At 36.1% G+C, this 26,401-nt stretch carries 21 protein-coding genes; 14 read left to right on the top strand and 7 right to left on the bottom strand.

Going from position 1 to position 26,401, the window contains the following annotated elements; all coding sequences use genetic code 11:
- Positions 1 to 227 precede the first annotated feature (227 nt).
- Both AACL31_RS14280 and AACL31_RS14275 read left to right on the top strand, forming a co-directional pair.
- On the top strand, positions 228 to 614 hold the full coding sequence (locus tag AACL31_RS14280; protein ID WP_310511625.1) for a hypothetical protein: 387 nt from the start codon (positions 228 to 230) through the stop codon (positions 612 to 614).
- A 412-nt stretch (positions 615 to 1,026) separates the two neighbouring features.
- Entirely contained in the window at positions 1,027 to 1,344 is a 318-nt protein-coding gene (locus tag AACL31_RS14275) for a hypothetical protein (protein ID WP_310511626.1), read from the top strand.
- Positions 1,345 to 1,825: 481 nt separating this feature from the next.
- Here AACL31_RS14275 and ygfZ read toward each other — a convergent pair whose 3' ends face one another.
- On the bottom strand, positions 1,826 to 2,812 hold the full coding sequence (gene ygfZ / locus AACL31_RS14270; protein WP_339053301.1) for a tRNA-modifying protein YgfZ: 987 nt from the start codon (positions 2,810 to 2,812) through the stop codon (positions 1,826 to 1,828).
- A gap of 246 nt (positions 2,813 to 3,058) precedes the next feature.
- Here ygfZ and sdhE point away from each other — a divergent pair, with 246 nt between their 5' ends.
- Positions 3,059 to 3,325 (top strand): FAD assembly factor SdhE, encoded by a 267-nt coding sequence (sdhE, locus tag AACL31_RS14265; protein WP_032115279.1) that lies wholly within the window; start codon positions 3,059 to 3,061, stop codon positions 3,323 to 3,325.
- A complete protein-coding gene (locus AACL31_RS14260) occupies positions 3,306 to 3,713 on the top strand; it encodes a protein YgfX (protein WP_310511628.1) in 408 nt (135 codons plus the stop codon). The genes sdhE and AACL31_RS14260 overlap by 20 nt, the downstream gene beginning before the upstream one ends.
- Before the next feature lie 15 nt (positions 3,714 to 3,728).
- On the opposite strand, the gene fldB is transcribed toward AACL31_RS14260, so the two are convergent.
- Together fldB and AACL31_RS14250 are read right to left on the bottom strand one after the other, a co-directional pair.
- A complete protein-coding gene (gene fldB, locus AACL31_RS14255) occupies positions 3,729 to 4,247 on the bottom strand; it encodes a flavodoxin FldB (RefSeq protein WP_310511629.1) in 519 nt (172 codons plus the stop codon).
- 199 nt (positions 4,248 to 4,446) lie between these two features.
- Entirely contained in the window at positions 4,447 to 4,788 is a 342-nt protein-coding gene (locus AACL31_RS14250; protein WP_339053300.1) for a hypothetical protein, read from the bottom strand.
- A 123-nt stretch (positions 4,789 to 4,911) separates the two neighbouring features.
- On the opposite strand from AACL31_RS14250, the gene AACL31_RS14245 reads away from it, so the two are divergent.
- Positions 4,912 to 5,880 carry an IS110 family transposase gene (locus AACL31_RS14245; RefSeq protein ID WP_339053074.1) on the top strand — a complete coding sequence of 323 codons (969 nt, stop codon included), beginning with the start codon at positions 4,912 to 4,914 and terminating at the stop codon, positions 5,878 to 5,880.
- 309 nt (positions 5,881 to 6,189) lie between these two features.
- Here AACL31_RS14245 and AACL31_RS14240 read toward each other — a convergent pair whose 3' ends face one another.
- On the bottom strand, positions 6,190 to 7,350 hold the full coding sequence (locus AACL31_RS14240) for a S8 family serine peptidase (protein ID WP_310512307.1): 1,161 nt from the start codon (positions 7,348 to 7,350) through the stop codon (positions 6,190 to 6,192).
- Positions 7,351 to 7,978: 628 nt separating this feature from the next.
- The gene (locus AACL31_RS14235; protein ID WP_310512308.1) at positions 7,979 to 9,742 is read right to left on the bottom strand and encodes a GH39 family glycosyl hydrolase; all 1,764 of its coding nucleotides are present in this window, start codon (positions 9,740 to 9,742) and stop codon (positions 7,979 to 7,981) included.
- A gap of 570 nt (positions 9,743 to 10,312) precedes the next feature.
- Between AACL31_RS14235 and xerD the strand changes: the two genes are divergently transcribed.
- The 5 genes from xerD to lysS all read left to right on the top strand — a co-directional run bounded on the left by xerD (position 10,313) and on the right by lysS (position 16,602).
- Positions 10,313 to 11,224 (top strand): site-specific tyrosine recombinase XerD, encoded by a 912-nt coding sequence (gene xerD, locus AACL31_RS14230; RefSeq protein WP_310512309.1) that lies wholly within the window; start codon positions 10,313 to 10,315, stop codon positions 11,222 to 11,224.
- Between the two features lie 22 nt (positions 11,225 to 11,246).
- Positions 11,247 to 11,957 (top strand): bifunctional protein-disulfide isomerase/oxidoreductase DsbC, encoded by a 711-nt coding sequence (gene dsbC, locus AACL31_RS14225; RefSeq protein WP_310512310.1) that lies wholly within the window; start codon positions 11,247 to 11,249, stop codon positions 11,955 to 11,957.
- Positions 11,958 to 11,967: 10 nt separating this feature from the next.
- Complete coding sequence (recJ, locus tag AACL31_RS14220; protein WP_339054022.1) at positions 11,968 to 13,704, top strand: single-stranded-DNA-specific exonuclease RecJ; 1,737 nt, start codon at positions 11,968 to 11,970, stop codon at positions 13,702 to 13,704.
- 275 nt (positions 13,705 to 13,979) lie between these two features.
- Positions 13,980 to 15,078, top strand: a protein-coding gene (gene prfB / locus AACL31_RS14215; protein ID WP_310512311.1) for a peptide chain release factor 2 whose coding sequence is annotated in 2 segments (ribosomal slippage) — positions 13,980 to 14,054 and positions 14,056 to 15,078 — 1,098 coding nt in all. Because the reading frame shifts where the segments join, the coding sequence is not laid out codon by codon here.
- A gap of 9 nt (positions 15,079 to 15,087) precedes the next feature.
- Positions 15,088 to 16,602: a lysine--tRNA ligase gene (lysS, locus tag AACL31_RS14210; RefSeq protein ID WP_310512312.1), complete on the top strand. Its 1,515-nt coding sequence runs from the start codon at positions 15,088 to 15,090 to the stop codon at positions 16,600 to 16,602.
- Between the two features lie 121 nt (positions 16,603 to 16,723).
- Here the strand turns inward: lysS and AACL31_RS14205 are convergent, their stop codons facing one another.
- On the bottom strand, positions 16,724 to 17,383 hold the full coding sequence (locus tag AACL31_RS14205; RefSeq protein ID WP_310512313.1) for an epoxyqueuosine reductase QueH: 660 nt from the start codon (positions 17,381 to 17,383) through the stop codon (positions 16,724 to 16,726).
- Positions 17,384 to 18,100: 717 nt separating this feature from the next.
- Here AACL31_RS14205 and AACL31_RS14200 point away from each other — a divergent pair.
- Positions 18,101 to 18,634 carry a hypothetical protein gene (locus AACL31_RS14200; RefSeq protein ID WP_310512314.1) on the top strand — a complete coding sequence of 178 codons (534 nt, stop codon included), beginning with the start codon at positions 18,101 to 18,103 and terminating at the stop codon, positions 18,632 to 18,634.
- A 231-nt stretch (positions 18,635 to 18,865) separates the two neighbouring features.
- Entirely contained in the window at positions 18,866 to 20,014 is a 1,149-nt protein-coding gene (locus tag AACL31_RS14195; protein ID WP_310512315.1) for a hypothetical protein, read from the top strand.
- A gap of 114 nt (positions 20,015 to 20,128) precedes the next feature.
- On the opposite strand, the gene AACL31_RS14190 is transcribed toward AACL31_RS14195, so the two are convergent.
- Positions 20,129 to 20,422, bottom strand: a complete 294-nt coding sequence (locus AACL31_RS14190) for a hypothetical protein (RefSeq protein ID WP_310512316.1) — start codon at positions 20,420 to 20,422, stop codon at positions 20,129 to 20,131.
- A gap of 641 nt (positions 20,423 to 21,063) precedes the next feature.
- Here AACL31_RS14190 and AACL31_RS14185 point away from each other — a divergent pair.
- Together AACL31_RS14185 and AACL31_RS14180 are read left to right on the top strand one after the other, a co-directional pair.
- A complete protein-coding gene (locus AACL31_RS14185) occupies positions 21,064 to 22,512 on the top strand; it encodes an SH3 domain-containing protein (protein WP_310512328.1) in 1,449 nt (482 codons plus the stop codon).
- 243 nt (positions 22,513 to 22,755) lie between these two features.
- Complete coding sequence (locus tag AACL31_RS14180; protein WP_310512317.1) at positions 22,756 to 26,373, top strand: hypothetical protein; 3,618 nt, start codon at positions 22,756 to 22,758, stop codon at positions 26,371 to 26,373.
- Positions 26,374 to 26,401 lie beyond the last annotated feature (28 nt).

The raw sequence follows: 26,401 nt of genomic DNA, 5'->3' as shown, positions 1-26,401 counted from the left end.
AATTCTATTTTTAATAAATATATAGTTAAGGATGAAAATTTAAAATCAAATTTAGTTACTAGTGGAGCAACAGTCATTGGTAATAATGTTGAAAATTTATTAGAACAAGAGTCTTTATTAAAAGAGATGCATAGTAATAATGAAATAGAAAAATTATTACCAATGCTTATTGACTATCCGCAGCATTTTGTAACATCTTTCCTATCTTTTATTAAAGAAATTTGTGATTGGAGTCCCTTGATCCAAAGAAAGAGAATAATGATGAAAATTATCGTAAATATCTTTCAATACTTTTATCTAGCCCCCTGTTTCTTGTCGAAACTTCGTCTACCCATAAAATTTATTATGATAATAATAATTATAAAGATTTATTAGCAAAAATATTACAGCAATATCAAAATGTATCAGAGCAAGAAAAAAAATATATCAATTTATCATTGAAGACACTGATTAGACATTCTGTTGCCAATATTACTGATAAAAATAGCGGTATATTATTTATTCATACCGTATTAAATTCAGAATCTGATGTTGTTAGATTATATTTATATTCAGCCGAAATAAAAATATCTTATGATGAAGAGAACAAAAAATATAAGCCTACTGAGGAATAAGCAGAGAAAATTGAGATATCAAGAATAGAGCTTAAATTTTTAAATTCATCAGTATCTGCTGACGATATGAAACTTATTATTGGTCTTAGATTTATTGTTCTTTCCGATTGGGTAGCACAAAATAATATGTTGCCGCAAAAAATGAATCGTAAATTATGTATTGATTAAGCATAGTTATTAAAAAAGAGTAATTAATCAAGTTATGATTAGAAAATAATCATTAATAAATACTGTAAGTTAATTAATAGAAATAACATTGGATTCCAGTTTAAAAATATCTATGAAAGTGATTTATTATTTTTATTATTATGAAATATATTATTAGAATGATATTCATTGTTATGTTTTTTATTGTAATACTACTTTTATGTATAAGAGCTATACTGTTATTTAACCAAGGAAAGGATAAAAAATGGAAAATACAACCACTTCTAAAATTAATAATGACAAAACATTAGAAACATCGCTAGATGAATTGTATCAATCATATTCACAAATTGAAGCATCAATAACAGATTATGGTTTTGGTGGTCAACTTGATAAATTTTCATTAAAGGAGATAAATGAGTCAGAACTACAAATGGCAGATAGTATAGTTAAAATAGCTAATATTTTGACTGATGCTATAGTTACTTTTCCTGTTGCAAAAGGAACTGTGGTAACAATAATGGATAATATTATTCAGCTAGATCCTATTAGTTCTTTGGCAGCTGCTATTGCTCAACATTAATGATCAATTAACAGTAATAACCGATATTTTTTCCTGATGTCATAAATAGCGCTAAAGTCATATCTTAGCGCTATTTTTATTGATGATAGATTTGCTCAAGTTAAGCAAATTGAAATTAATGTTGCTACCAATGATACGGGTGAGAGGCGCTATACCTTCTATAATAGAGGTAGGGTTATAATGACATGTTCGACATTAAATCAAAGCCGGGTTGAAGTAGTATTGCTGATTTAGCTCGACATAACAGCATTGCATCTGATTGAAACATGGCCAATCAGCGCGTTATTGACAGCCAGACTGATGGATTACACCCTAACGCTAAACCTACTGACTGGGATCCAACAATATTTTTTACCAATAAAATGAATAAGGTTACATTAATTAGGTATTAATTTTATAACAGGGATATTTTCAGGATCCCTGTTTTGCTATATGAAAACTGCTTATCTGAATACCTTTTTATTAGCAATCGACGGATATGCTATTCCTCTTCCGACAATGAGTAAGGCAAAGGCTGAATAGTGAGCTGACTATTGGTTTCGCCAACCAGCCGAAGAATACTCTCTTTAGGCATATCATTATTCATGACAACTTGCACACTAATAAAACCTTTTGTCATGGTAACAGCAGCTAATACTGTTCCAGTGCGCCGCCAGTTATCACCTATTTTCCACTCGATAGCATCTCCAGTTTTTGGCAGCGTATTTGCTGTCCCGGTTAACCAAAACATGGCACGCTTATTGGCGCCGCGATATTTTGCTCGAGCGACCGTTTCCTGCCCGCTATAGCAGCCCTTCTGAAAACTAATACTTGCGGGTAATGCTTGTAGATTAACGGCTTGAGGAATAAATTGTTCACTATTCTCAATATCAATATTAGCAATTCCAGCGGCAATATCGAAAGCTAACCATTGCTGACTATCACCATGTTGGGGGAAATGTTTTGTTAGTTCAGCAGCAGTTGCGCTATCAGTAACAATTAAAAAACGTTCAAACGGTAAACTAAAGTGCAGTAAAGTCGTCTGCCCTAGATGAATAACGGGCTTTTCCTTATCGGGTAATAGAGAAAAGTGGCTGCTCAATGCCTCACGAACTTCTTGGCCGGCAGCACCTAACAGCACAGTATTGTGCTGCTGGCTGAGTGTTATTTGCGAGAAAACCGCGTATTTTTTCAGTTCAGTAAGTTGTTTTGCTGCCACAGTAGTGCGTAAAATATAGCCAAAGCCTTGGTTATAATGAAATAAACGTAGTGTGCTCCACATTTTTCCTTTGGCATCACAGTGGGCGGTGAATATATGTTGTTGTGCAGTTAATGTAGCAATATCCGCGGTTAATTGACCCTGTAGATATTTTTCAGCATCTACCCCTGTTGCTGTGATGAAACTCCAATCATTAAGTGACATTAACGTTAAGGGTAATTGATGGTCTATTTCACAAGTTGCTGGTGTAAATTTATTTAGGCTTGTCATGTGTTCATCCGCTAGTAACCTGGATAAGAGTAGTCATAATGGTAAAATAGCTAACAGACAAAGCAAGTAATATTATCAAAATTAATGTCGAATAATTTATCTATATAAAGTTTTTAGTTAGTGGTTAGTTGTGGTTTTTACAAAAATGTTACTTAAATCATTTCGATATTGATGAGAATTTGCTACGCTAAATTCTGATATGGAATCAAAAATTATTCACAAAAGTTTTTAAGGTTATTTTATCGTATGGATATCAATAATAAACCCAGGATCCACTGGGCTTGTCGCAGAGGAATGCGTGAGTTGGACATCGCCATTATGCCTTTTTTTGAGTATGAATATGATTCACTCACAGAGGATGAGAAATGTCTGTTTGTTCGTTTACTAGAGTGTGCAGATCCTGATTTGTTCAACTGGTTGATGAATCATGGACGTCCTGATGATGATGGTCTTTATCATATGATTCAATTGATACAGAGTAGAAATAAACAACGTGGTTCTTTGGAAATTTAATATCAATGTTTCGTGGCTGACACAGCTTTTTTCAACGGGTGTTCATGTGGGAATTGGCTTGTTAGTTTTCTTTTCATCTTGGCCGCCAAATAATCTGGTCACTTGGTTGATAGCGACCTTATTAATTGTGGCAAGTTGGGTAAGGAGTCAAAAAAATATAAGTCGTTGTAAAGGTAGTTTAGCTTTACTTAATGGTAATAAGATACAGTGGAAGAAAAGTGAATGGCTGATTGTTAAAAAACCTTGGTTTTGCTTATTTGGTATAAAACTTACTTTTCGTTCATTGCAATGTAATAAGCGGATTCGGTTATGGATTGCTTCAGATAGTATGCCAGAAGAGGAGTGGCGCAATTTAAATCAATTGTTGTTGCAGTACCCTGATATTTGATATGAAATAGAAGCCTTATAATAAGGCTTCTATTTCATTTAATATTTGCATACACCACTGTTCTATTCGTTCATCCGTTTGTTCGAATTGGTTGGTTTCATCGAGCGCTAGTCCGACAAATTGGCTACCATCAGTGGTTAATGGTTTAAGGCTACTAAAGGTATATCCTGTTGTAGGCCAAAAGCCGACAAATTTTACATGCATCCGTAATAGCTGTTCATAAAGCATACCTAGTGCGTCAAGAAACCAGTCGCTATAATCGATTTGATCGCCTAAACCATATAGGGATACAATTTTGCCGGCTAAATTTAACGAACAGAGTTCATCCCAAATTGCTTGCCAGTCTTCTTGTAGTTCGCCGAAATCCCAGGTAGGAATACCTAAAATCAGAATTTGGTAATTTTCCATTAATTGCGGCGAAATATCTTTAAGATTATGTAAATCAACTAATTCTTCACCTAGATTATACTGGATTTTTTCTGCAACCATTTCGGTGTAGCAGGTACTGGAACCATAAAAAAGACCGATTTTCATTTTGCAACTTGTTGTCATTTTGCGAGTAATAATAGAATATTATAGCAGAAAAAAATTAAAAAAATATTATAATTCAGTTAATTAAAGTTAATTTATAGGTTGAACTATAAGCCATATTATTTCATTAACGGTAATGTAAGATGGCTGTTTTTTTGATATGCCTCATATTATCATCAATAAAGATAGAAAATAATTATTTTTAACCTATCCTCTTGTATCTTGAAAACGGTTTAAAATAGTTACGATTAGATTTGGCAAGGTGCATGCAGCCCGATTCCTCCTTGTATCTTGAAAACGGTTTAAAATAGTTACGATTAGATTTGGCAAAATGCATGCAGCCCGATTCCTCCTTGTATCTTGAAAACGGTTTAAAATAGTTACGATTAGATTTGGCAAGGTGCATGCAGCCCGATTCCTCCTTGTATCTTGAAAACGGTTTAAAATAGTTACGATTAGATTTGGCAAGGTGCATGCAGCCCGATTCCTCCTTGTATCTTGAAAACGGTTTAAAATAGTTACGATTAGATTTGGCAAGGTGCATGCAGCCCGATTCCTCCTAGGGTTTTAAGCCCGTTAATTAGCGACCGGCGCATACACTGAGCCACTCATCTGAAACCCGAACAGTTGTCCGTACTCCATAACGCATTTGCAAGGATGGGTAATCATGAGTCAGCCAAATCCACTTTGTGTGGGTATTGATGTTTCTAAAGCAACGCTGGACATAGCAGCCAGCTGTGATATTGCACAGTTTACGGTCAGTAATGACTCTGACGGTTTTGATGCCATTATCGCCGAATTGAGAAAGCATTCGGTGGTGTTGGTTCTGATGGAGGCAACTGGCGGGCTTGAAGCTACTGTGGCCTGCTCGCTCCAGGCTGAAGGCTTTGACGTCACTGTGATCAATCCCAGACAATCCCGAGACTTTGCCCGCGCTATGGGCTATCTGGCAAAAACTGACCGTATTGATGCCAAAGTGCTTGCACAAATGGCAGAGGTTATTAATCGACATCCGGAGCGAGAGCGCTTTATCCGGACTCTGCCAAATGCAGAACGTCAGGTTCTTGCTGCGATGGTCGTACGCAGACGCCAGTTGATTACAATGTTGGTGGCAGAACGTAATAGGCTGTATACCGCACATCCACAGAATAGAAAAAGCATCAACATCATCATCAAGGCGCTGGAAGATGAACTTGCCAGAATCGATGAGGATATGAACAACCACATAAGGAACCACTTTAAGGATCTGGCCGCTAGGCTGAGCAGCATTAAAGGGGTTGGTACCATGACAGTTGCTGCGTTGTTGGCGGAGCTTCCCGAACTGGGCAGCCTCTCGAGGCGAGCTATTAGCGCGCTTGTAGGCGTTGCCCCCATAAACCGGGACTCGGGTACCATGCGTGGTCGGCGAACCATATTTGGCGGAAGGGACGGAGTCCGAACAGCACTTTATATGGCCGCGCTTGTAGCAACTCGCTTTAATCCGGTGATAAAAGCCTTTTACATGCGTCTGCTTGCAGCGGGAAAAGCCAAAAAAGTGGCGCTGGTCGCCTGTATGCGCAAGCTGCTGACTATCCTGAACGCGATGCTCAGAAAGAACGAAGAATGGAATGAGTCGTACCATCACGTTTCTCCATAATTTTAACGTTCAAGACAGTTGCTAATTAGTCCTTGCAATTTCTACGCCTTATTTGTTCATTCTATTCTTGTTAGATAGAGACTTTCCCTGGTGTTGTGTTTGATATGTTTGCCAGTTAAAACTGGCTTTTTTTTATGCTATTTTCTATTTTTTATAATATTTAATCTTATTTTTTTCAGATAATGGGATAAAAAACCAGATCTTAATCAGTCTAAAAGATAAATGTCGCGATCTGGTTTTAAGTTAATTTGCTAAAAAATTACCACATGGCAAGATATTATATTATTAGTGATCATGTTTAGCGCTTATTTATTGTAAACGCCTTTGTAGTGTACTAATTGCTCGGCGTACATTAGGTAATGGACCAATATTTATCCATTTATTACTAGTTTGATGGTATCCTTGTGGTGTGCCTGTTTCGATTAACAGTGAACGCATGTCTTTTGGTTTAATAACCTCACCAATATTCTGTTTATACCATGATTGGATCGCCACAACAGCGGAAGCAACAATCGGCGTAGCAGATGATGTCCCCGAAAAAGTATGGGTATAATTATTATGCTCACCGGTATTGTAGAGATCGTTATAGCCGGTTGTGACAACATTTAGCCCCCATCCTTGCACATGTATCATGCTGCCATAAGTGGTGAAATCAGTGGGGATCAAGTATTTTTTATCACCTGCACCAACACGAATTGCACCGTTATCACCATCGTCATTACGATTTCTATATTCACTGTATAATTTATGATCTAAATCTTCAGCGCCATTGCCAGCCGCCATAATGACAATAATGCTGGCATCAGAGGCTTCTTTTGTGATATCCCAAACCGCTTTTTGGTAATCGGCTGGGACATATTTATTACGTGGCCCCATGGATTGTAATTCATAGATAAATACGTCTCCCGCCCTTAAGTATTTTAATGCTTTAGCAATTCCATTAACTCGTCCTGCTGGCGCTTCTGAAACACCATAAAAAGTATCTGCCCCATGCACTAATCCTTTTATACCCAATCCCATATCTTTGGCATACATTATTCCAGCAACTGCGGTACCATGTTCATTTTTAAGTGGATATTCAGGTGATAGATTTATAAAACTTTTTCTTTGTAAATTAACATGCTCAAAATCAAATCCACCTTCTATATCGGCGCAGCGGATCCCTTGACCAACTATACCAAGTGACCAGGCATACTCGATATCAATACCAATATGATTTGAGGTTGTCCCACCTTGATAGCCCTGGAGAGGGTTAAAATTAGGGGTATTATAAATTTGCTCCGTCTTATTATCTAATAATTGCCTGAATGGCGGGGGCGTATCGGTATGTTCAATATAGGCATATTCAACAAAATCATAACTATTTATTTTATCCGCTAAACGTTGTAGTTCATCTAATGGCAAATTGTCAGCTTCTTCAACGTAGCAAATACCAGTAAGGTTTTGGCAATTAATCAGCTGGTTTTTCATTGTTAGTAAATCATCATCAACAATAGAATAGTAATTAAAATTATTTAGAAACCCATCCTTTAATATTGTAGGTTTTAAAATTAATTTATTATTATCTTTTCTTTCATGGATAACAGATTTATTAAATTTTATAATAAATTTATGTTTTTGCATTGTTTAGTTCCATATTGTTAAAGATGATTATCATAATTATTTCGCTTATTTAGCGAAGAAAAAATTTAGCATAATAAATTTCATTTAAGATAATTAAATTTGATGAAGATTTTTTTATTTAATTTAGTCATGAAAATTAATTGATTTTCATTCTATTAATAGTTTGATGAAATTAATGAATTCAGTTTTTTTATAACTGATAGGCAGGGATAAATAGTTTTCAATTTAACATTTATATATGCTTAAAGTCTATAAGATAGTTTTTATTATTATAAGAATAAAATTTTATCTTATTACTAACGACATAGTTTTTTATCATTATCTGAATAATAAAATATATGAAGAACAAACCTATTATTTGAATTGATAGTAATATCTAATCACTAAAAATGTTATTGAGTTCACCACTAGTAACAAATTTTTATTGTTATAATAGGTTTGAAATTTTTTCAAATGACGCATAATAACTATTGAGTTAGTATAATTCGATCGTTATTAAAGCTAATGTATTATTTCCTGCTGTGCTAGGATCATCATCTTTAATAACTATCTCTCGGGATTGAGAGATAGTACCATAGGGTTCATAAATAAAAGTTTCTCCATTAAGTGTTTGACGTTGTCCGCCATTAAATACTTTATGTAAAATAATCGTGTAGTGATTAAAATTAGCAGGAATATCTGTTACGGTAACAATATGTCCTTTACTCGATTGCTGATAGTTGGCATCGTCGTATTTTAATTGGTCATTTTGGTTGGGCGAATTTGCGCCATTTGGCACCGGTTTACCATTATATAACACTTTATTTCTATTACGTGGTGGGACATTATTGCTGCCATACCAACGCTCACTATCGATTAAAGTAGCAGGGATCGCGGTATCAATATAATATTGTGATTGCAGTTTGACTCCTGTGGGTAGCTTTGTTTGACCGCTTTTGCCGACATTAGTGGGATCGGCTGTATAATTGGCCACAAGAATGTTTATTTGATTGTTGGCATTAATTGCGCCGGTTGTTGTTATGCCAGTTTTGGAGGTGTCTGTTAATTTGATAATTGATGAATCACGCTGAGAGGCAAATTGATTATATAGCCAAAATGCCTGGGCAGCATAGGTAGCATAAGCACTATTATCAAACAGACCAAACTCTGCTCCATCAGCTCGATATAGATAGGCTTTATCTACGCCAGCCTGTTCTGCGTGGATCAAAAAAGAGAGCAAATAGGCAGCAGCAACATGACTTTGCAGCTTAGTATTATTAATTTTACTGGCGTTAGCCGTTAAGGCCCATTCAGTTATATAGCATTTAACTTGCTGGAAGCCATATTTATTTAATGTACTGCGAACATACTCTTGGATTTCATAAATGTTTTTTGGATTGGCAGTATCGATCACGTAATAGTGATATGAGTAAAAATCAAAAGGTACATGATTATTTTTTATATAGGCAATAAAGTTATCAACAAAATTTTCATTCTTAAAAACAAATGCTGTTCCGCAACTACCAATTTTTACCCAGGGGGCAGTTGCTCTAATTGTATTGGCAACGGCACAATAAAAATCATAAAATTCGACAACTGCGCGCTGATTATTTTCGGGTGTTGCCCAGAAAAAACCAAGATCGGGTTCATTCCAAATTTCGTATTCAGAAATTGGATAAGCCAGACCTATCAAATGATAGTTAATACTATATCTTTGTACTAATTTTTTTACTAATTGACAATATTTTTCAATATTGGTGGGTTTTTGTTTACCACCATTAAGCATTCTTCCTATTCTAAATAATATATTCGGCTTTTGTTCGCCTTGATAATATTTATTAGATAAAGATTTTTTAAGATAGGTATCGGTTGGTTGCCAATTGAATAGTGGTTCTTCTTCAGCAGAAAAATATTGTGGAGCATTTAAGCAAATAGTTCTTCGATTAAAAAAATCATCCGCGTAATTATTTATTTGTTTTTTAACATTGTCTGGCGCATTATTTGTTATCTGATCAAGGTAATTAATATCTGTTGTATCAAAGCAACTATCGATATCACAAACACCGTACCAATCATGAGTACGAAGATCAACGATCCACATTTCAGCAAATTGTTGTTCTAAATCGGGTAAGCCTGGTGCTAATGAAATAGGTGTACCATTAGCTTGGTTTAGAAAGATAGACTTACCAATTGCTCTTTTTTCTACGCCATGTGAGTTTTCAGTTGTTGGAGTGGCAGAATAGACAATATTTACTGGCATATTTATTATCCTTTTAATTATAAATTTGATTGTTATTAAAAAATTTATATTCGTAATGCAATAAACAACTTAATAATTTGTCATGTTAACCATCTGTTTATATTGATTAGATTATTTTTTGTTTTATTTTGTATAGCGTTTTTTTGGGATGATATATTATTGAAATATCAACTTATTAAAATATCAATTGGTTATAGCGGAATTAATCAAATAATAGAGTGGTTGATTTGTTTTTTTAATTTATTTTTATATTTTAAAATGGAATGTTTATAATAATATCATCATGATTTTTATTTTTTACAGATTTAAATATCGATTATTATCGATAATAAGTAATCACATATAAAAAACTAATGAGAGTCAATAGTTTTTTATTCCTAATTGACAATATTTAATACTATAATTAATCAGTTGATATTGATTTAAATTATTAATTTAATTAGTTATATGCAATTATCATTCTAATTTAATTAATAAAGAAACAATATTCATAAATGTGAAGATGACATTGTGGCAGAAAGCATTTTTTGAGGCATAATATGGTGCAATTAATTTACTAGGAGTGCTGTTGTGTCAACTGAAAAAAATAGAGACAGTTATCCGTTGATAGAACAATTTCTCGATACTATTTGGCTTGAGCACAATTTAGCCGCTAATACGCTTTCTTCTTACCGTACTGATTTACAAGCATTAGTTAATTGGTTATCGCGCCATGGTCATGATCTGCTTACGGTGGAGATCATCGATTTACAATCTTTTCTGGCAGAACGGGTAGAGGGCGGTTATAAAGCCACCAGTTCTGCTCGTTTACTGAGTGCCATGCGACGCTTATTTCAGTATTTCTATCGTGAGAAACTGCGCACCGATGATCCGACGGCACAATTGTCGGCCCCTAAATTGCCGAAACGGCTTCCTAAAGATCTTAATGAGAAACAAGTTGAAGATTTATTGCATGCACCTATCACTAATGATCCGATTGAATTAAGAGATAAAACGATGCTTGAGGTGCTTTATGCATGTGGGCTACGTGTTTCTGAACTGGTTGGGCTAACATTAACAGATATTAGTTTACGTCAGGGTGTTATTCGGGTAGTGGGAAAAGGTAATAAAGAACGATTGGTACCCTTGGGTGAAGAGGCTATTTATTGGTTGGAAACTTATTTAACCGAAAGTCGTCCAATCTTACTTAATGGATTGACTAATGATGTATTATTTCCGAGTAAAAGGGGTACGCAAATGACACGTCAGACTTTTTGGCATCGGATTAAACATTATGCAGCAATTGCTGGAATTGATAGTGAAAAACTTTCTCCTCACGTATTAAGACATGCTTTTGCCACCCATTTGCTGAATCATGGGGCAGATCTCCGTGTAGTACAAATGTTACTTGGACATAGTGATCTTTCTACCACCCAGATCTATACCCATGTTGCCACAGAGCGTTTAAGGCAATTGCACCAACAACATCATCCTCGAGGTTGATTGAGGATCAAGGAAATTCTAAATGAAAAAAAATATCGTATGGTTAATTGGTCTTCTGGCCGCAATGTCACATTCTGCATTGGCTGATGATGTGGCAATTAAAAGAACATTGAATAAAATGGGCATAGAAACTGAGAATATCCATCCGTCACCTATTGTAGGTTTAAGTACAGTAATTACTAGCCAAGGTCTGGTTTATGTGACTGAAGACGGTAAGTATTTATTAGAAGGGCCGATTTATGATTTAAGTGGTCAAATGCCGGTTAATGTTACAAATCAGATCTTGGCAAAGAAAATAGAAGCAATGAGTGACCAGATGATCATATTTAAAGCACCAGAGGAAAAATATGTTGTCACCGTGTTTACCGATGTTACCTGTGGTTATTGCAAGAAATTTCATCAAGATATAGCAGAATATAATAAAAAGGGTATCACCATACGTTATTTGGCATTCCCTCGTAATGGTCTTCACCACGAATCAGCTAAAACAATGACATCTATCTGGTGTAGTGCTGATCGACAAAAAGCATTAACAGACGCTTTTAAAGGCGAAACGATTTCTCCGATTGAAAAATGCAAAACAGTCGATATTGCCGCTCAATTTAATATCGGTCATATGCTTGGTATCAATGGGACACCCGCTATGGTGTTAGAAGATGGCACAGTAATACCTGGTTATATGACTGCAGATGATTTAGTTAAAGGGTTAGAAAAACTTAAGAAAAAATCATAATGAGTTAACAATAAATATGAAAATACAGCTTCGTCGCCGACCGAAAGCAGATGATAGCCACCTTCCTGCTCATTTGTCTCCGGTATTACGCCGTTTGTACGCTATGAGAGGTGTGTTATCAGAAAATGAGTTAGAAACAGGTGCAAAAGGATTGCTTAATTACCAATCACTTAATGGTATTGAAACAGCGGTTCAGTTATTAATCACTGCTCTGAATGAACATTGGCGAATTATAGTGGTCGGTGATTTCGACGCCGATGGTGCAACCAGTACGGCATTGACACTGCGAGCGCTGGGCGCGATGGGATATCGTCATTTTGATTATTTGGTTCCTAACCGATTTGAAGATGGCTATGGGCTTAGCCCGCAGGTTGTTGATCAAGTAATTAAAAGAAAAGCGCAACTTATTATTACCGTTGATAATGGTATATCTTCCTATGAAGGCGTTGCTGTTGCTCAACGACACGGTATAAAAGTGATTATTACCGACCACCATTTACCAGGAGAAACCCTACCTTGTGCAGAAGCAATCATTAATCCTAATTTAGCTGATTGTCACTTTCCATCAAAAGCATTAGCGGGGGTTGGTGTCAGTTTTTATTTGATGTCAGCATTACGTGCTGCGTTGCGCCAGACTGGTTGGTTTGAGCAACAAGCACGTAAGATGCCTAATCTGGCTGAATTATTAGATTTGGTTGCATTAGGTACGGTGGCCGATGTTGTTCCCTTGGATAGTAATAATCGTATTTTAGTCTATCAAGGTTTAAACCGTATTCGGGCGGGACGAAGCTGTGTCGGGATCAAAGCCTTGATTGAAGTTTCCAAACGTGATGTTAGTCGTCTGGTTGCTAATGATTTAGGTTTCTCAATTGGGCCACGGCTTAATGCAGCGGGAAGATTAGATGATATGTCAATCGGTGTAGAACTGTTATTGACTGATGATATCGTTCACGCTAGAAAATTGGCTAATGAATTAGATAGTTTAAATCGTACCCGCCGCGAAATTGAACAGGATATGCAGCAAGAGGCTTGGCAGATTTTTGAGCAAATAGAAGAAAAACGTCATCAAATACCGAATGGTCTTGCACTTTATCATCCTGAATGGCATCAGGGAGTAGTAGGAATATTGGCTTCTCGGATCAAAGAACGATTTCATCGTCCGGTTATTGCTTTCGCGCCGGCTGGTGAAGGGATTTTGAAGGGGTCAGGGCGTTCCATCTATGGTTTGCATTTACGGGATGCCCTTGAACGCTTAGATACGCTTAATCCGGGATTAATTTTAAAGTTTGGTGGCCATGCTATGGCGGCAGGATTAACGCTGGAGGAGCAGAAGTTTACTCAGTTTCAAGAGAACTTTGCTAATCTGATGGCAGAACTACTGGATAACGATATGCTTGAAGGGGTTATTTGGAGTGATGGTGAACTAAATAATGAAGAGTTGTCATTTAATATTGCTGAACTAATTAGAAATGGCGGGCCATGGGGACAGGCTTTCCCTGAGCCAATTTTTGATGGCAAATTTCGCCTACTGCAACAACGTCTTGTCGGTGATTGTCATCTAAAAGTGATGTTAGAACCACTGGCTGGTGGTCCGATGATAGATGGCATCGCCTTTAATATTGATACCGCTTATTGGCCTGACAATAGTATTAAAATGGTCGAATTGGCTTATAAACTAGATGTGAATGAGTATCGTGGTAATCGTAACATCCAGTTACTCATTCAGCATTTATGGCCTTGCGAATAGTATTTAGCCTATTTTGACCATCAACAGTGGTAGGTATAGTTATGATTTCCCTTATTATAATCACTATTTTTCTGCCACTAATTGCAACTAGTTAGATTTAAAGCATTATTCTTATAGTGGCATTTACTGACTAAAAGCGGCTATTTGGTTGGTAAAATGAGTTATCATGAAGCATATTGACTGAAAAACTATAATCCAGCAATCAGATCCGCTACAATAGGCGGTTTATATTTTTATGACTTTTAATGAAAATAACATAAATAAGATATAAGGGTATGTTTGAAATTAATCCAATAAAAAATCAAATTCAGGATCTGTCTGAGCGGACGAAGATCTTGAGGGGGTATCTTTGACTATGATGCCAAGAAAGAACGTTTGGAAGAAGTAAATGCAGAACTTGAGCAGCCTGATGTGTGGAACGAACCAGAGCGAGCCCAAGCGTTGGGCAAGGAGCGTTCTTCTCTTGAAGCAATAGTAGAAACTATTGATGCCTTGATACAAGGTTTAGACGATGTATCTGGTTTGCTCGATTTGGCAATTGAAGCTGATGATGAAGAAACTTTTCATGAGGCGGTCGCGGAGTTAACGCAGCTGGAAGGAAAACTGGGACAATTAGAGTTTCGTCGTATGTTTTCAGGGCAGTATGACAGTGCTAATTGTTATCTTGATTTACAGGCAGGGTCAGGGGGAACTGAGGCGCAAGATTGGGCTAGGATGTTGATGCGCATGTATCTTCGTTGGGCAGAGTCAAAAGGTTTTAAAACAGAAATTATTGAAGCGTCAGATGGTGATGTTGCAGGCTTAAAATCTGCCACGATAAAGATTATTGGTGAGTATGCTTTTGGTTGGTTACGGACTGAAACCGGTGCTCATCGATTAGTGCGTAAAAGTCCTTTTGATTCCGGTGGTCGCCGCCATACCTCATTTAGCTCAGCGTTTATTTATCCTGAAGTGGATGATGATATAGATATTGAAATCAATCCGGCGGATTTACGCATTGATGTTTATCGGGCGTCAGGGGCTGGTGGCCAACATGTTAATAAAACAGAGTCAGCGGTACGTATAACCCATATTCCAACTGGCATTGTTACCCAATGTCAGAATGACCGTTCTCAACATAAGAATAAAGATCAGGCATTGAAGCAACTAAAAGCAAAATTATATGAACTAGAGATGCAAAAGAAAAATGCCGATAAACAAGCATTAGAAGAAAATAAATCTGATATTGGCTGGGGTAGCCAAATTCGTTCTTATGTGCTGGATGATTCTCGAATTAAAGATCTACGAACCGGTGTTGAAAATCGCAATACCCAAGCTGTGCTGGATGGTGATCTGGACAAATTCATTGAAGCAAGCTTAAAAGCTGGCCTATGAGGAAAAAAGATGTCTCAACAACAACAGGGTACTGAGCGGTCCCTTGATTTAAATAATGAATTAAAAACTCGGCGTGAAAAACTGGCTGGATTGCGTGGTAATGGCATTGCTTTTCCTAATGATTTTCGCCGTGAGTATTTATCTGGCGATTTGCATGGTAAATATGATGAGAACCATGCGGAAGAACTTACTGCACTGAATATTAACGTCTCTGTTGCCGGCCGAATGATCACACGCCGTATCATGGGTAAAGCCTCTTTTGCGACTTTACAAGATATGGGCGGTCGGATTCAGATTTATGTTTCTCGCGATGACTTACCAGAAGGTATTTATAACGAACAGTTTAAGAAATGGGATCTGGGCGATATTCTTGGTGTTAAGGGTAAATTATTTAAGACCCAAACAGGTGAGTTAACCATCCATGCGCATGAAGTCTATTTATTAACCAAAGCATTACGACCTCTGCCAGATAAATTCCATGGGCTGGCAGATCAGGAAACGCGTTATCGCCAACGTTACCTCGATCTTATTGCTAATGAACAATCGCGCCAGACTTTTATTACGCGTTCACGTGTGTTGTCGGCTTTACGTAACTTCATGGTTAGTAAAGATTTCATGGAAGTCGAAACACCCATGATGCAGGTTATACCGGGTGGTGCAGCGGCACGTCCATTTATTACTCATCATAATGCGTTAGATATTGATATGTATCTGCGTATTGCGCCAGAACTTTATTTGAAACGTTTAGTTGTTGGCGGATTCGAGCGAGTTTTTGAAATTAATCGTAATTTTCGTAATGAAGGCATTTCGCCGCGGCATAATCCAGAGTTTACCATGATGGAACTGTATATGGCTTATGCTGATTATAAAGATCTTATTGTGTTAACCGAAGAGTTATTTAAAACGGTAACGCAAGAAGTATTAGGCACAACCCAGGTAACATATGGTGAGCATTCATTTGATTTCGGGCAGTCTTTTAGCAAAATGACGATGAAAGAAGCGATAGTCAAATATCGGGCCGAAACTGATCCGGCTGATTTGGATGATCTGGCTAAAGCGACAATCATCGCAAAATCACTCAATATAGAGGTAGAAAAAGGCTGGGGATTAGGCCGTCTGCAGTGTGAGATTTTTGAGGCAGTGGCGGAAAGCCATTTGATCCAACCGACATTTATTACTGAATATCCGGCAGAAGTTTCTCCGTTGGCTCGTCGTAATGATAATAATCCATTTATTACCGATCGGTTTGAATTCTTTATTGGTGGTCGTGAAATTGGTAATGGTTTTTCTGAGCTAAATGATGCAGAAGATCAAGCTGAACGCTTTGCTGAGCAGGTTCGTCAGAAAGATGAGGGTGATGATGAAGCCATGTTTTATGATGAGGATTATATCACTGCACTGGAGCATGGATTGCCACCAACGGCTGGTTTAGGTATTGGTATTGATCGGATGATCATGCTATTAACCAATAGTCATACAATTCGTGATGTTATTCTGTTTCCAGCATTACGGCCTGGCAAATAGTTTAGCAAATTGGATAAATAGTGCCTGGCTGAAGCCAGGCATTGCTATTTTTTGTTCGATCTATTATTTGTCGCTAATATAGTATTTAACGCTTGCCTGCTTATTGAAATAGCTTGCCTCATTAGGGTTGTTTGTCGTCAGTATAATATTTAACACCGATGCGGATAATCTCCCGCCCTTGTGAGCGCCGATGTTTATTGGTATCACGCAGAGAATAGATACAACCGCAGTATTCTTGTTGATAAAATTGTTCGCGCTTACTAATTTCCACCATTCTTGCGGAACCACCTTGTTTACGCCAGTTATAGTCCCAATAAGTTAGGCCATCGTAATGGCTGGCGGCACGCTTACCGCAATCATTGATCTGTTGCATATTCTTCCAGCGAGAAATACCTAATGAACTGGAGATAATGCTAAAATCATGCTCGGCAGCATAAAGAGCGGTACGCTCAAATCGCATATCAAAACACATAGTGCAACGAATTCCACGCTCAGGTTCTTGCTCCATCCCCTTGGCACGTGCAAACCAGTTATCACTATCATAATCAGCATCAACAAACGGCACATTATGCTGCTCGGCAAAACGAATATTTTCGTTTTTGCGGATCTCATATTCTCGTTGTGGGTGAATATTTGGATTATAGAAAAAAATAGTATAATCAATACCTGAAGCACTTAGTGCCTCCATTACTTCACCTGAGCAAGGAGCGCAACAAGAATGCAGTAATAATTTATTTGCGCCATTAGGCAGCGTTAGTTTAGGACGGGTAAATTTATCCATGGTTGCAAATTTTTATAGTAATCGATAATAGGGCTAATAATAACAGCAAGCGAGAGATATATAATAGTCTTTTTATTTTTTGGGTCAAATTTGTTTGCGATGGACGCCGAGAAGGTTTATTGCCGCTTATAATCGATAAAAACACCCACTATATTTGACTTAAAGTAATTTGATATCGACTTAGATTGATATAAAAATTTATTTTATTAGATATTAATATAATATTGGATAATGTTTCATTGTGGCATTAGCTAATATAAATAACTAGTTAAAGTAAAATATTTTTTTATCAAATATTACAATAAGATAATATTTTAACGAATAAAAGATATAGACGAAAATTATGGTAAATAAAATTTAGCAACTGTTATTTAGTATAAAAACTTCTACTAAACAACAGTGTTATCTAGTCGTAAATAAATAGAGAAATTTTATGAAGAAATTGAATGTTATAAATTAAATTTTAAGCTGGAGAAAATATTGAAGCATTTGTTAAACATTTTAATAATAGAATTTTTGGTTAAGAAATTCACCTTTTATCTGTTTTTATATCACTAAATGATGCTTTATTTGCTTACTGTTAGTCATATAAACCAACAACTGCCAACCAGTTCACACTTTCTTGATATGGTTTTTGCTGTAATAAGCCATGTTACATGCTTTAGGACTTGATTTTTGCAAAATAAAATAATTAAGCAGTCAATAGGAGTTTATTGCATGAGAGCATTGAACGTTATTATATTGAGTATATTTATGTCATTATGTTTAGTAAAATCCTTACAGGCAAAAGAGTATCAACTGACGGGTAAAAATATAAACATTCTGTTATCCGATAATAAGAAAGGTATATTACTTTGGTTTAAAAATAGCAAAAATAATGATGCAATTAAAACTGATAATTTATTTGAAATTAATTTTAATTCAGGAAAAAAATTAACCGAAAAAGATTTTAACCTGCAAGATATTAAGCAGGATAAAAATACCATCACAATAAATTATATTAGAGATACTATCAAAGTTACCACGATATTGTCTTTATGTGACCGAGCCAATTTTGGCCGTTATGAAATTCAAATCAGCGCTGAAAATAATCCCCTAAACATGAGTATGGTGTCATTAATGCCTTTTAAGACGCAGGCGCCTTTTGTTTATGGTTCGGTTGTCAGTTCTCCAATTATTAGTGATTCATTTTTTGTCATTCCAGAAAATCCGTTAACCAATACGATAGCTTATGAAGGCGGAGTAACATAAAAAATAGCCCAGGCCATTCCTTTACAGCCAGGCCATACACTTAGTTACAAAACTTATATTGGCATTTATGCAGCTGGCCAATTACGGCGTAATGTCAATCAGTTTTTAAATTTTGTTCGTGCTCGTCCTTATCATCCTTATTTACACTATAATTCTTGGCTTGATATTGGTCTTTTTAATCCCTATACCGAAAAGCAAGCATTATTACGTATTAAACAGTATGGCGAACAGTTGGTCAAAAAACGCGGTGTCAAATTAAATGGCTATTTATTTGATGATGGTTGGGATAATTTAACCGGTAACTGGGGATTTGGTGCTAATTTCCCCAATGAGTTTAATAAATTAAAAATAGCAGCCGAAAAATATCATGCGGCATTAGGTATTTGGTTATCACCCTGGGGAGGATATAATAAACCACGCGATATTCGCGTTTCCCATGCCGCAGAATTTGGTTATGAAATAATGGATGGTAAATTGGCCCTATCAGGTGCCAATTATTATGCCAATTTTCATCAACGTATTTTACAGTTAATCAAACAACAAAATATTACTATGTTTAAATTGGATGGTACTGGCAATGCCGATAAGGTGATTGCTGGTAGCCGCTTTACTAGTGACTTTGATGCGGCAATCCATATGATCAGTGATATGCGAAAAGCAAATAATAATCTTTATATTATCCTGACCACAGGTACTCAAGCGACCCCATCCTGGCTTTTTTACGCTGATTCGATTTGGCGTGGGGGTGATGATGTTAACTATTATGGCCCGGGCACTAAAGTACAACAATGGCTTACTTATCGCGATGCGGAAACTTATCGTTCAATTGTTATGAAAGGACCCTTATTTCCGCTTAATTCGTTGATGCTGCATGGTATTATTTATGCTAAACAAGCCAAATATCTTGCTAGCCAATCAGAGCAGGACTTTGCTGATCAAGTGTGGAGCTATTTTGCTACCGGCACTCAGCTACAAGAAATGTATATTACGCCTGAGCTGTTAAGCGATAATAATTGGCAGGTATTAGCCAGTGCGGCAAATTGGGCGTATGAAAATCAAGCTATTTTATTTGATAGTCATTGGATAGGTAGTGATCCAACCAAATTAGCGATCTATGGTTGGGCTGCCTGGGGTAGCAATAAATCGATTATCAGTTTAAGAAATCCATCGGATAAACCCCAGGTTTATTATTTGGATTTACAGCGTGATTTAGAATTACCCGCTGGTACGTCACAAAGTTATCAAGTTAGCCTGAATTATATTAGTCAAGCGGGTAGTAAAAAACCGGCTACCATTAATCAATCGGCATTAGTGACGTTATCGCCTTTTGAAACCGTGGTTATGTCATTAGTGCCTGATAGTGGCAAACAGAATCGATAAAATAGTGACTAAGATTTTCGCTTAAAATAGAATAAGCCAGTTAATTAGTCTTGAGATATAAATACCTCCTTGCCACTGTTGGCATGGAGGAAATTAAAAGTTGATGTTTTTAATTTAATTTGCAATTTTACAATTATCAACTCCGATTTCTACATCATTTGATTTTTTGTTTATAAGATTTTCATATTGCTTTTTTGCTTTTTTCATTGCATCTTCTAGATTACTAGTATTAAAGTAGGAAAATTTATCCCACTCGCCCATATCTTTATTTTCTGTATATTTGATGGTTCCGGTACAATAATATTTTTGTTGTTGCTCTAATGAAGCGATAGCGGTTGGTAAAAAGAAGAGTGGCAGTATAGAAATTATTGATAATATTAATAACCTATATTTTGTGTAAAGAGCCATATTAATCTCCTGTCATTGACATAATATTTCATTTATTTTTTTGTGGATGATCGTTCAAACAATAACCAGATAAAGGTAATTCATTTGTTAACATTTTGTCCGATTATATTTATTTATTAAATAAAAGCGGTTAAAGTGTAAAATAATTGTATTTAATAAGAGAGGGAAATATTGCTATTCAATTTTCAGGTGCTACTTTATCTATTGGTTTTTTTATTTTATCCATTGTATCAACTTTCTGAATATCAAATAGCAGAATTAAAGTCTATTATAATATGATGATAATTTAGTCTGAAATTAATAAATTATTTCTATGTTCAGTATTAAGTTATAAAAATAGATAAATATTTATTTTTATCCTTATCAATAATAGGGTATTAAGAATCAGTTAATTCTACTATTTTTTTTGATTAATAATAAAGATAAAAATTATTATTGATAACAGATTAACCATAATTACTATATTATTGATTATCAGTCAGTAGCTAAATGTTAAAAATTAATGGCTTATATATTGTTATTATTAATAGTAGATGGTGTAATATAAATTAAGATTTTAATTAAGCTTAATATTTAAAATTAAATAAGTCCGCATGATATGGATATAGTGAAAAGTAGTAAATCTAGAGGAGCTGGCGTTGATGAAACAAATGATTGGCTTTAGCATTCTGTTATTACTGATTGGTTGTAGCAATAAAACACCTCATTCATTATCATTATTTAATGATAAGCAAGATATTAACGTTATTGATCAAACGAAAAAACTTTTTCCGATTGCTAATTATCCACAAAATAGCGCTCGCTGGATCCCACCTAATGAGCCTGGTTACCGACAACCCTTTTTAACTGAACTACAACAAAAAAAAGCTTTTAATACCCTGTTAGCACACTATTTTGGTGAGCAATCTCCCTGGAATGGTGATTATATTCAGTCAGTTTTGCAGGATGCAAAAGGTGCGAAAAGAAATTTATCACATTTTGCTGAAAAATTTACTGCGGCTAAAGTCAGTCACTATGGCGAAAATTTTCGTTTATTAGATGCTAGCTGGAAAGCAAAAATGCAACATCGGGTATCCGTGTCGATCGCCGATCGATACACGCCTACTGCCCGGGGGATCACTTTACGTGAAACCGCGGTAAGATTCCTACCAACCGCTTATCCTGCTTTTGAAGATCCGCGTGAAGCAGGTCAAGGTTATCCTTTTGATATGTTACAAAATTCCACTCTGCATCCCGCTGAACCGGTTTACATTGCGGCAGTAACCGCTGATAGATCCTGGAGTTTTATAATATCGCCTACTGAAATGGGCTGGGTAGATAGTTCACATATTGCTAAGGTGAATGATCATTTTATCCAACAGTGGACAACCATGGCGAAAAAAAAGCTTGGGGCAGTTATTAATGATAATGCCAGTTTCACTGATAAGCAGGGCGTATTTAGATTTACTGCCCGTACCGGTACATTATTGCCATTAAAATCGATTAACGGTAAAACAAATATCGCATTACCGGCCTACGATGATAAGGGCTATGCTGTTATTCGTTATGCGCCACAGTCTGAACAGATGGTGCGTCAGACACCTATTTCACCAACAGCAGAAAATATGGCGCATATCATTCAATACATGCAAGGTAAAGATTATGGCTGGGGAAGTCTTTATGGTTTTAATGACTGCTCTGCGGAAGTAAGAAATCTTATGCTGCCTTTTGGTATTTTTCTACCCAGAAATTCACGACCTCAATCGTTAAGTGGTAAGCGAATTGATTTAAGCCATTATTCAACTGATGAACGGCTTGCTTATTTGATCAAATATGGCCAACCATTTAAAACATTAGTCTATATAAAAGGGCATATTATGCTGTATGTCGGTAGTGCAGAATGGCAGGATCGTACTGTGCCGATAATCTACCATAATGTGTGGGGATTAAGACCAGCAGCGCCGCCGAGTCGCAGCATTATTGGCCAGTCAGTTTTTATGCCCTTATTGGCGCAATATTCTGATGCTCCAGAGCTTGAATCACTGGCAAGCCACTATTTATCATTACCTATCTCGATCAAACGGAAGGCTGATTATTTGATCGGCTTTTAACCTCTCATCTTTTACTTAGCATCATGTAATTGCCAGTAGCAAATTAGCCATCTTGCTGCTGGCAACAATTCTTCTTTGGTTCATTCAATTATTTGCCAATACTTTCTATTTTCTAGCAATTATTTTATGCAATATTTGATGCAGTTAACATTCCCATGGTGTTAATAAAATGACTTAATTGTCAAATTTAAGTAAATTAATAAGTATTTTTTAACAATTGGTTTGTATTAGGATGGCGACACTATGGCTTTATCACCTGCTTTAATGGATCTAATCGCTGGATGGTATGATTGGGTATCACAACCAAATATCGATCCATCGGAAAAGCGAGAGACTGCACTCAATAGAGTTTTTACCTGTATTACTGAAGAAAATTCATCTCTTAATTTATCTGGACTAAATTTAACTTCGTTGCCTAATTTACCGGAATGGATAATAAAATTAGATGTCAGTGATAATCAATTAACCAGACTGCCCGATAAGCTACCTAAAGAATTAACCCATTTGTTTGTAGGTACAAATCAGTTAACTAGCTTGCCTGAGCATTTACCTGAAACATTAATAGAATTACAGGTGGATTGTAATAACTTGGTTAGGCTAGCTGATAATCTGCCAAAAGGCTTAGTCTCCTTAAATGCTAGTCACAATCAATTAATTAGCTTACCTAATTATCTGCCTGAACGATTATCAGTATTAAAAGTTAGTGATAACAAATTAACCGCTTTACCTAATAAGTTACCCTCATTATTAACCACTATGCATGTTAATAAAAATAATATTGAGAGTTTGCCTGATAATCTGCCGAGTTACATCTATCATCTCAAGGCCAGTGACAATCCATTGATCGCTTTGCCTAATAAGTTGCCGATTAAGCTAGAAAAATTAGAGGTTAATGGCGCATTTTTGACGGCATTACCAAACACTATGCCTGACACGTTATGGTTTCTTGATATCAGCAACAATCAGATAACTGGGCTGCCTGCTAAACTTCCGCATCGGTTACAAGAACTCCGAGTCGATAAAAATCTGCTAAACAGATTACCCAATCAGCTGCCAAAAATGTTGAAAATGCTTAGTGTAGCGTCTAATCAATTAGATAAACTGCCTGATGTGTTGCCAGATAATTTGATTTTACTTGATGCTAGTTATAACCAGTTAAAAACCCTGCCGGAAATTTTACCGAATAAATTACGTACCTTGCTTGCTAATCACAATCAACTGACGTCACTATCAGCGGATTTACCAAGTGGCTTAATGACGCTCAAGGTTTACGGTAATCAGTTAAAAAGTTTACCTAATAAACTACCTTTGGGGTTAATAACATTAGATGTTGGAGATAACCAATTAATTACCTTACCTGTCAATTTACCCACCAGATTGGAACTGCTTAATGTTAATCGAAACCAACTAACAAGTTTGTCTGATAATTTACCGAATACATTAAAAGATATTCATGCCAGTTATAATAAGTTAGTCACGCTAACCAATAAGTTACCAGACTCATTAGAAATATTACATCTTGCCGGTAATCAACTAACCTCGTTACCTAAAAATTTATCGGATTATCTCATAGAATTAAATGTTGAGCGTAACCAGTTAACTTCGATACCCGACGATTTGCCATTCGGGATTATAAAATTAATCGTTAGCCACAATCAATTGACCGCATTATCTGATAATTTACCTGAATCACTTCAATTTTTAGCTACTTCTCATAATAAATTCACTCAATTGTCTGATCGGTTACCACCAAGTTTAAAATATCTTGATGTTAGCTATAACCAACTCATTTCATTGCCAGCTGAACTACCTTACGGCCTCTGGTGCCTCTTAGCTAGTGATAATCAATTAAATCAATTACCGAATGTTATGCCTGCTCTCTTAAACCATGTCACTATAAGTCATAATCACATAACCGAGTGGCCGCATTTTTTTGATAATTTGACCTACCTTGATGCGAGTTATAACCGATTAACTGATTTGCCCGCTGATTTGCCCACTGATTTACATACCCTTATTCTGCATAATAATGAGTTGCGAGCCTTACCAGCACATTTATCTGAAAATTTGGTTTTTTTGGATGTGCATAATAATCAGATAATTGCCTTACCTGAGCATCTGCCTTTAAGGTTGAAGTACAGTGATTTTACTGATAATCCATTGAATTCAATACCCACTCGTTTTCCATTGCAATCGCCTGGATGGTATGATGATTTTCATAGTATAGACATTCCAGCGGAGTTGCTTGATTGGGCGAGTGATAAAGATATTACTTTTGACAAATTTAACGGTAGGGAAATTGCAGTAGCAAGAATAAAACAGTGTATTAATGATAATAATAGCAAGTCACTGGATTTATCAGGCTTATCTTTGACGCGTTTACCTGCTCATTTGCCCGCTACCATTACTGAACTAAGAATAAACAACAATCAACTGTCGGTTTTACCGACTAGCTTGCCAGTTAAGTTAAAATATTTATATGCTGCAGATAATCAGTTAAATGCTTTACCGGGCAATTTACCTAATTCATTGGTTTATTTTGATATTAGCGGTAATCAACTGACGGCTTTACCGAATACTTTGCCTATTATGTTAAAACATTTAGATGTGCATAATAATTTGTTGACCTATTTACCAACTCACCTACCCGATATTTTAATTACTTTAAATGTTAGTCATAATCAACTTATATCTCTGCCAAATAATTTAACAAATTCATTAAAGAAACTCGATATTAGTAGTAATCAATTAGCGGTTTTACCCGACAGTTTACCAAATCAATTAGGGCATCTTAATATCAATCATAATCAATTGATTATGCTGCCAGATTATTTGTCTGATAAATTAAGATATTTAGATGCGAGTAATAATAGATTAACCACTTTATCTAATCATTTACCTGACGAGCTAAGATACCTTAATACCAGTGATAATCAGTTAACTGTTTTGCCCCATAATTTGCCGGCTAAATTGAAATATTTTAATGCTTATAATAATCAGATTAAAGAATTGCCTGCTAACTTTCCCGGTAAACTACTTTTTCTTAATATTGACAACAACCCGGCCACAATGGGTCGTAACTTTTTTTCTGTTGCTGCGAATGAAATAGAGCAGACGCCTCAATCGCCTAAATTACTCAGCCCTAAATATGAATTAATTGAAGAATGGATGGAATGGTTAGGTCAAGGCCCCGCAGAGGAAGCTGATGCTAGAAAAATTGCCTTTAATCGAATGGTTGATTGTCTGAGTTTACAAGAACAATACCTTGATTTAGCAAATTTAAATCTCACGGCTTTACCAGATCATCTACCCAACAATCTGATATCATTAAATATTAACGATAACAAACTGACGGCGTTGCCGGCGGATCTGCCATCCACCATCCAACAGCTTTATGTATGTAATAATCATTTAATCTCTCTGCCTGCTAGTCTGCCTGAAGGGTTAATACTATTGGATGTTGACCATAACTGGTTGGCCAAGTTACCCAATAATTTACCAACCACTTTGATCGGTTTAGATATTAGTTACAATCAATTGATTCGGTTACCGGATAATTTACCGGCTCAATTAAAATTGTTGAATGCCGATAGTAACCGATTAACCACGATAACTGATAATCTACCGGCGAATTTAATCAACCTGATCGTTAGTAATAATCTACTAAAAGCATTAACTAATCATTTGCCAAATTCATTAATGCGGATTGATGTCAGTAATAATCAACTTATGGCATTGCCAGATCATATCCCGAATAAATTAGTTAGATTTAACTTTACAGGGAATCAATTAAGTGCTGATTCAGTTCATCTTCCTATTAGCCTTACGCTAGCTAGTTCCGTTTGGATTATGCTACCTTAACCTCTGATCGCAATGTATCAAATTGGCA

Source organism: Arsenophonus endosymbiont of Crataerina pallida (genome assembly GCF_964020125.1).
Taxonomy (GTDB): Bacteria; Pseudomonadota; Gammaproteobacteria; order Enterobacterales; family Enterobacteriaceae; genus Arsenophonus; species Arsenophonus nilaparvatae.
Note: the sequence above shows the minus strand (reverse complement) of the source record. Positions and strands in the feature narration are given on the sequence as shown.

Excerpts from the sequence above, each read along its gene's own strand:
- AACL31_RS14275 (WP_310511626.1), top strand. The coding sequence starts at position 1,027 with ATGGAAAATACAACCACTTCTAAAATTAATAATGACAAAACATTAGAA.
- AACL31_RS14205 (WP_310512313.1), bottom strand. The coding sequence starts at position 17,383 with ATGGATAAATTTACCCGTCCTAAACTAACGCTGCCTAATGGCGCAAAT.
- AACL31_RS14250 (WP_339053300.1), bottom strand. The coding sequence starts at position 4,788 with ATGCACCTTGCCAAATCTAATCGTAACTATTTTAAACCGTTTTCAAGA.
- fldB (WP_310511629.1), bottom strand. The coding sequence starts at position 4,247 with ATGAAAATCGGTCTTTTTTATGGTTCCAGTACCTGCTACACCGAAATG.
- sdhE (WP_032115279.1), top strand. The coding sequence starts at position 3,059 with ATGGATATCAATAATAAACCCAGGATCCACTGGGCTTGTCGCAGAGGA.
- AACL31_RS14180 (WP_310512317.1), top strand. The coding sequence starts at position 22,756 with ATGGCTTTATCACCTGCTTTAATGGATCTAATCGCTGGATGGTATGAT.
- AACL31_RS14200 (WP_310512314.1), top strand. The coding sequence starts at position 18,101 with ATGAGAGCATTGAACGTTATTATATTGAGTATATTTATGTCATTATGT.
- lysS (WP_310512312.1), top strand. The coding sequence starts at position 15,088 with ATGTCTCAACAACAACAGGGTACTGAGCGGTCCCTTGATTTAAATAAT.
- dsbC (WP_310512310.1), top strand. The coding sequence starts at position 11,247 with ATGAAAAAAAATATCGTATGGTTAATTGGTCTTCTGGCCGCAATGTCA.
- AACL31_RS14245 (WP_339053074.1), top strand. The coding sequence starts at position 4,912 with ATGAGTCAGCCAAATCCACTTTGTGTGGGTATTGATGTTTCTAAAGCA.
- AACL31_RS14235 (WP_310512308.1), bottom strand. The coding sequence starts at position 9,742 with ATGCCAGTAAATATTGTCTATTCTGCCACTCCAACAACTGAAAACTCA.
- AACL31_RS14240 (WP_310512307.1), bottom strand. The coding sequence starts at position 7,350 with ATGAAAAACCAGCTGATTAATTGCCAAAACCTTACTGGTATTTGCTAC.
- ygfZ (WP_339053301.1), bottom strand. The coding sequence starts at position 2,812 with ATGACAAGCCTAAATAAATTTACACCAGCAACTTGTGAAATAGACCAT.
- AACL31_RS14185 (WP_310512328.1), top strand. The coding sequence starts at position 21,064 with ATGAAACAAATGATTGGCTTTAGCATTCTGTTATTACTGATTGGTTGT.
- AACL31_RS14190 (WP_310512316.1), bottom strand. The coding sequence starts at position 20,422 with ATGGCTCTTTACACAAAATATAGGTTATTAATATTATCAATAATTTCT.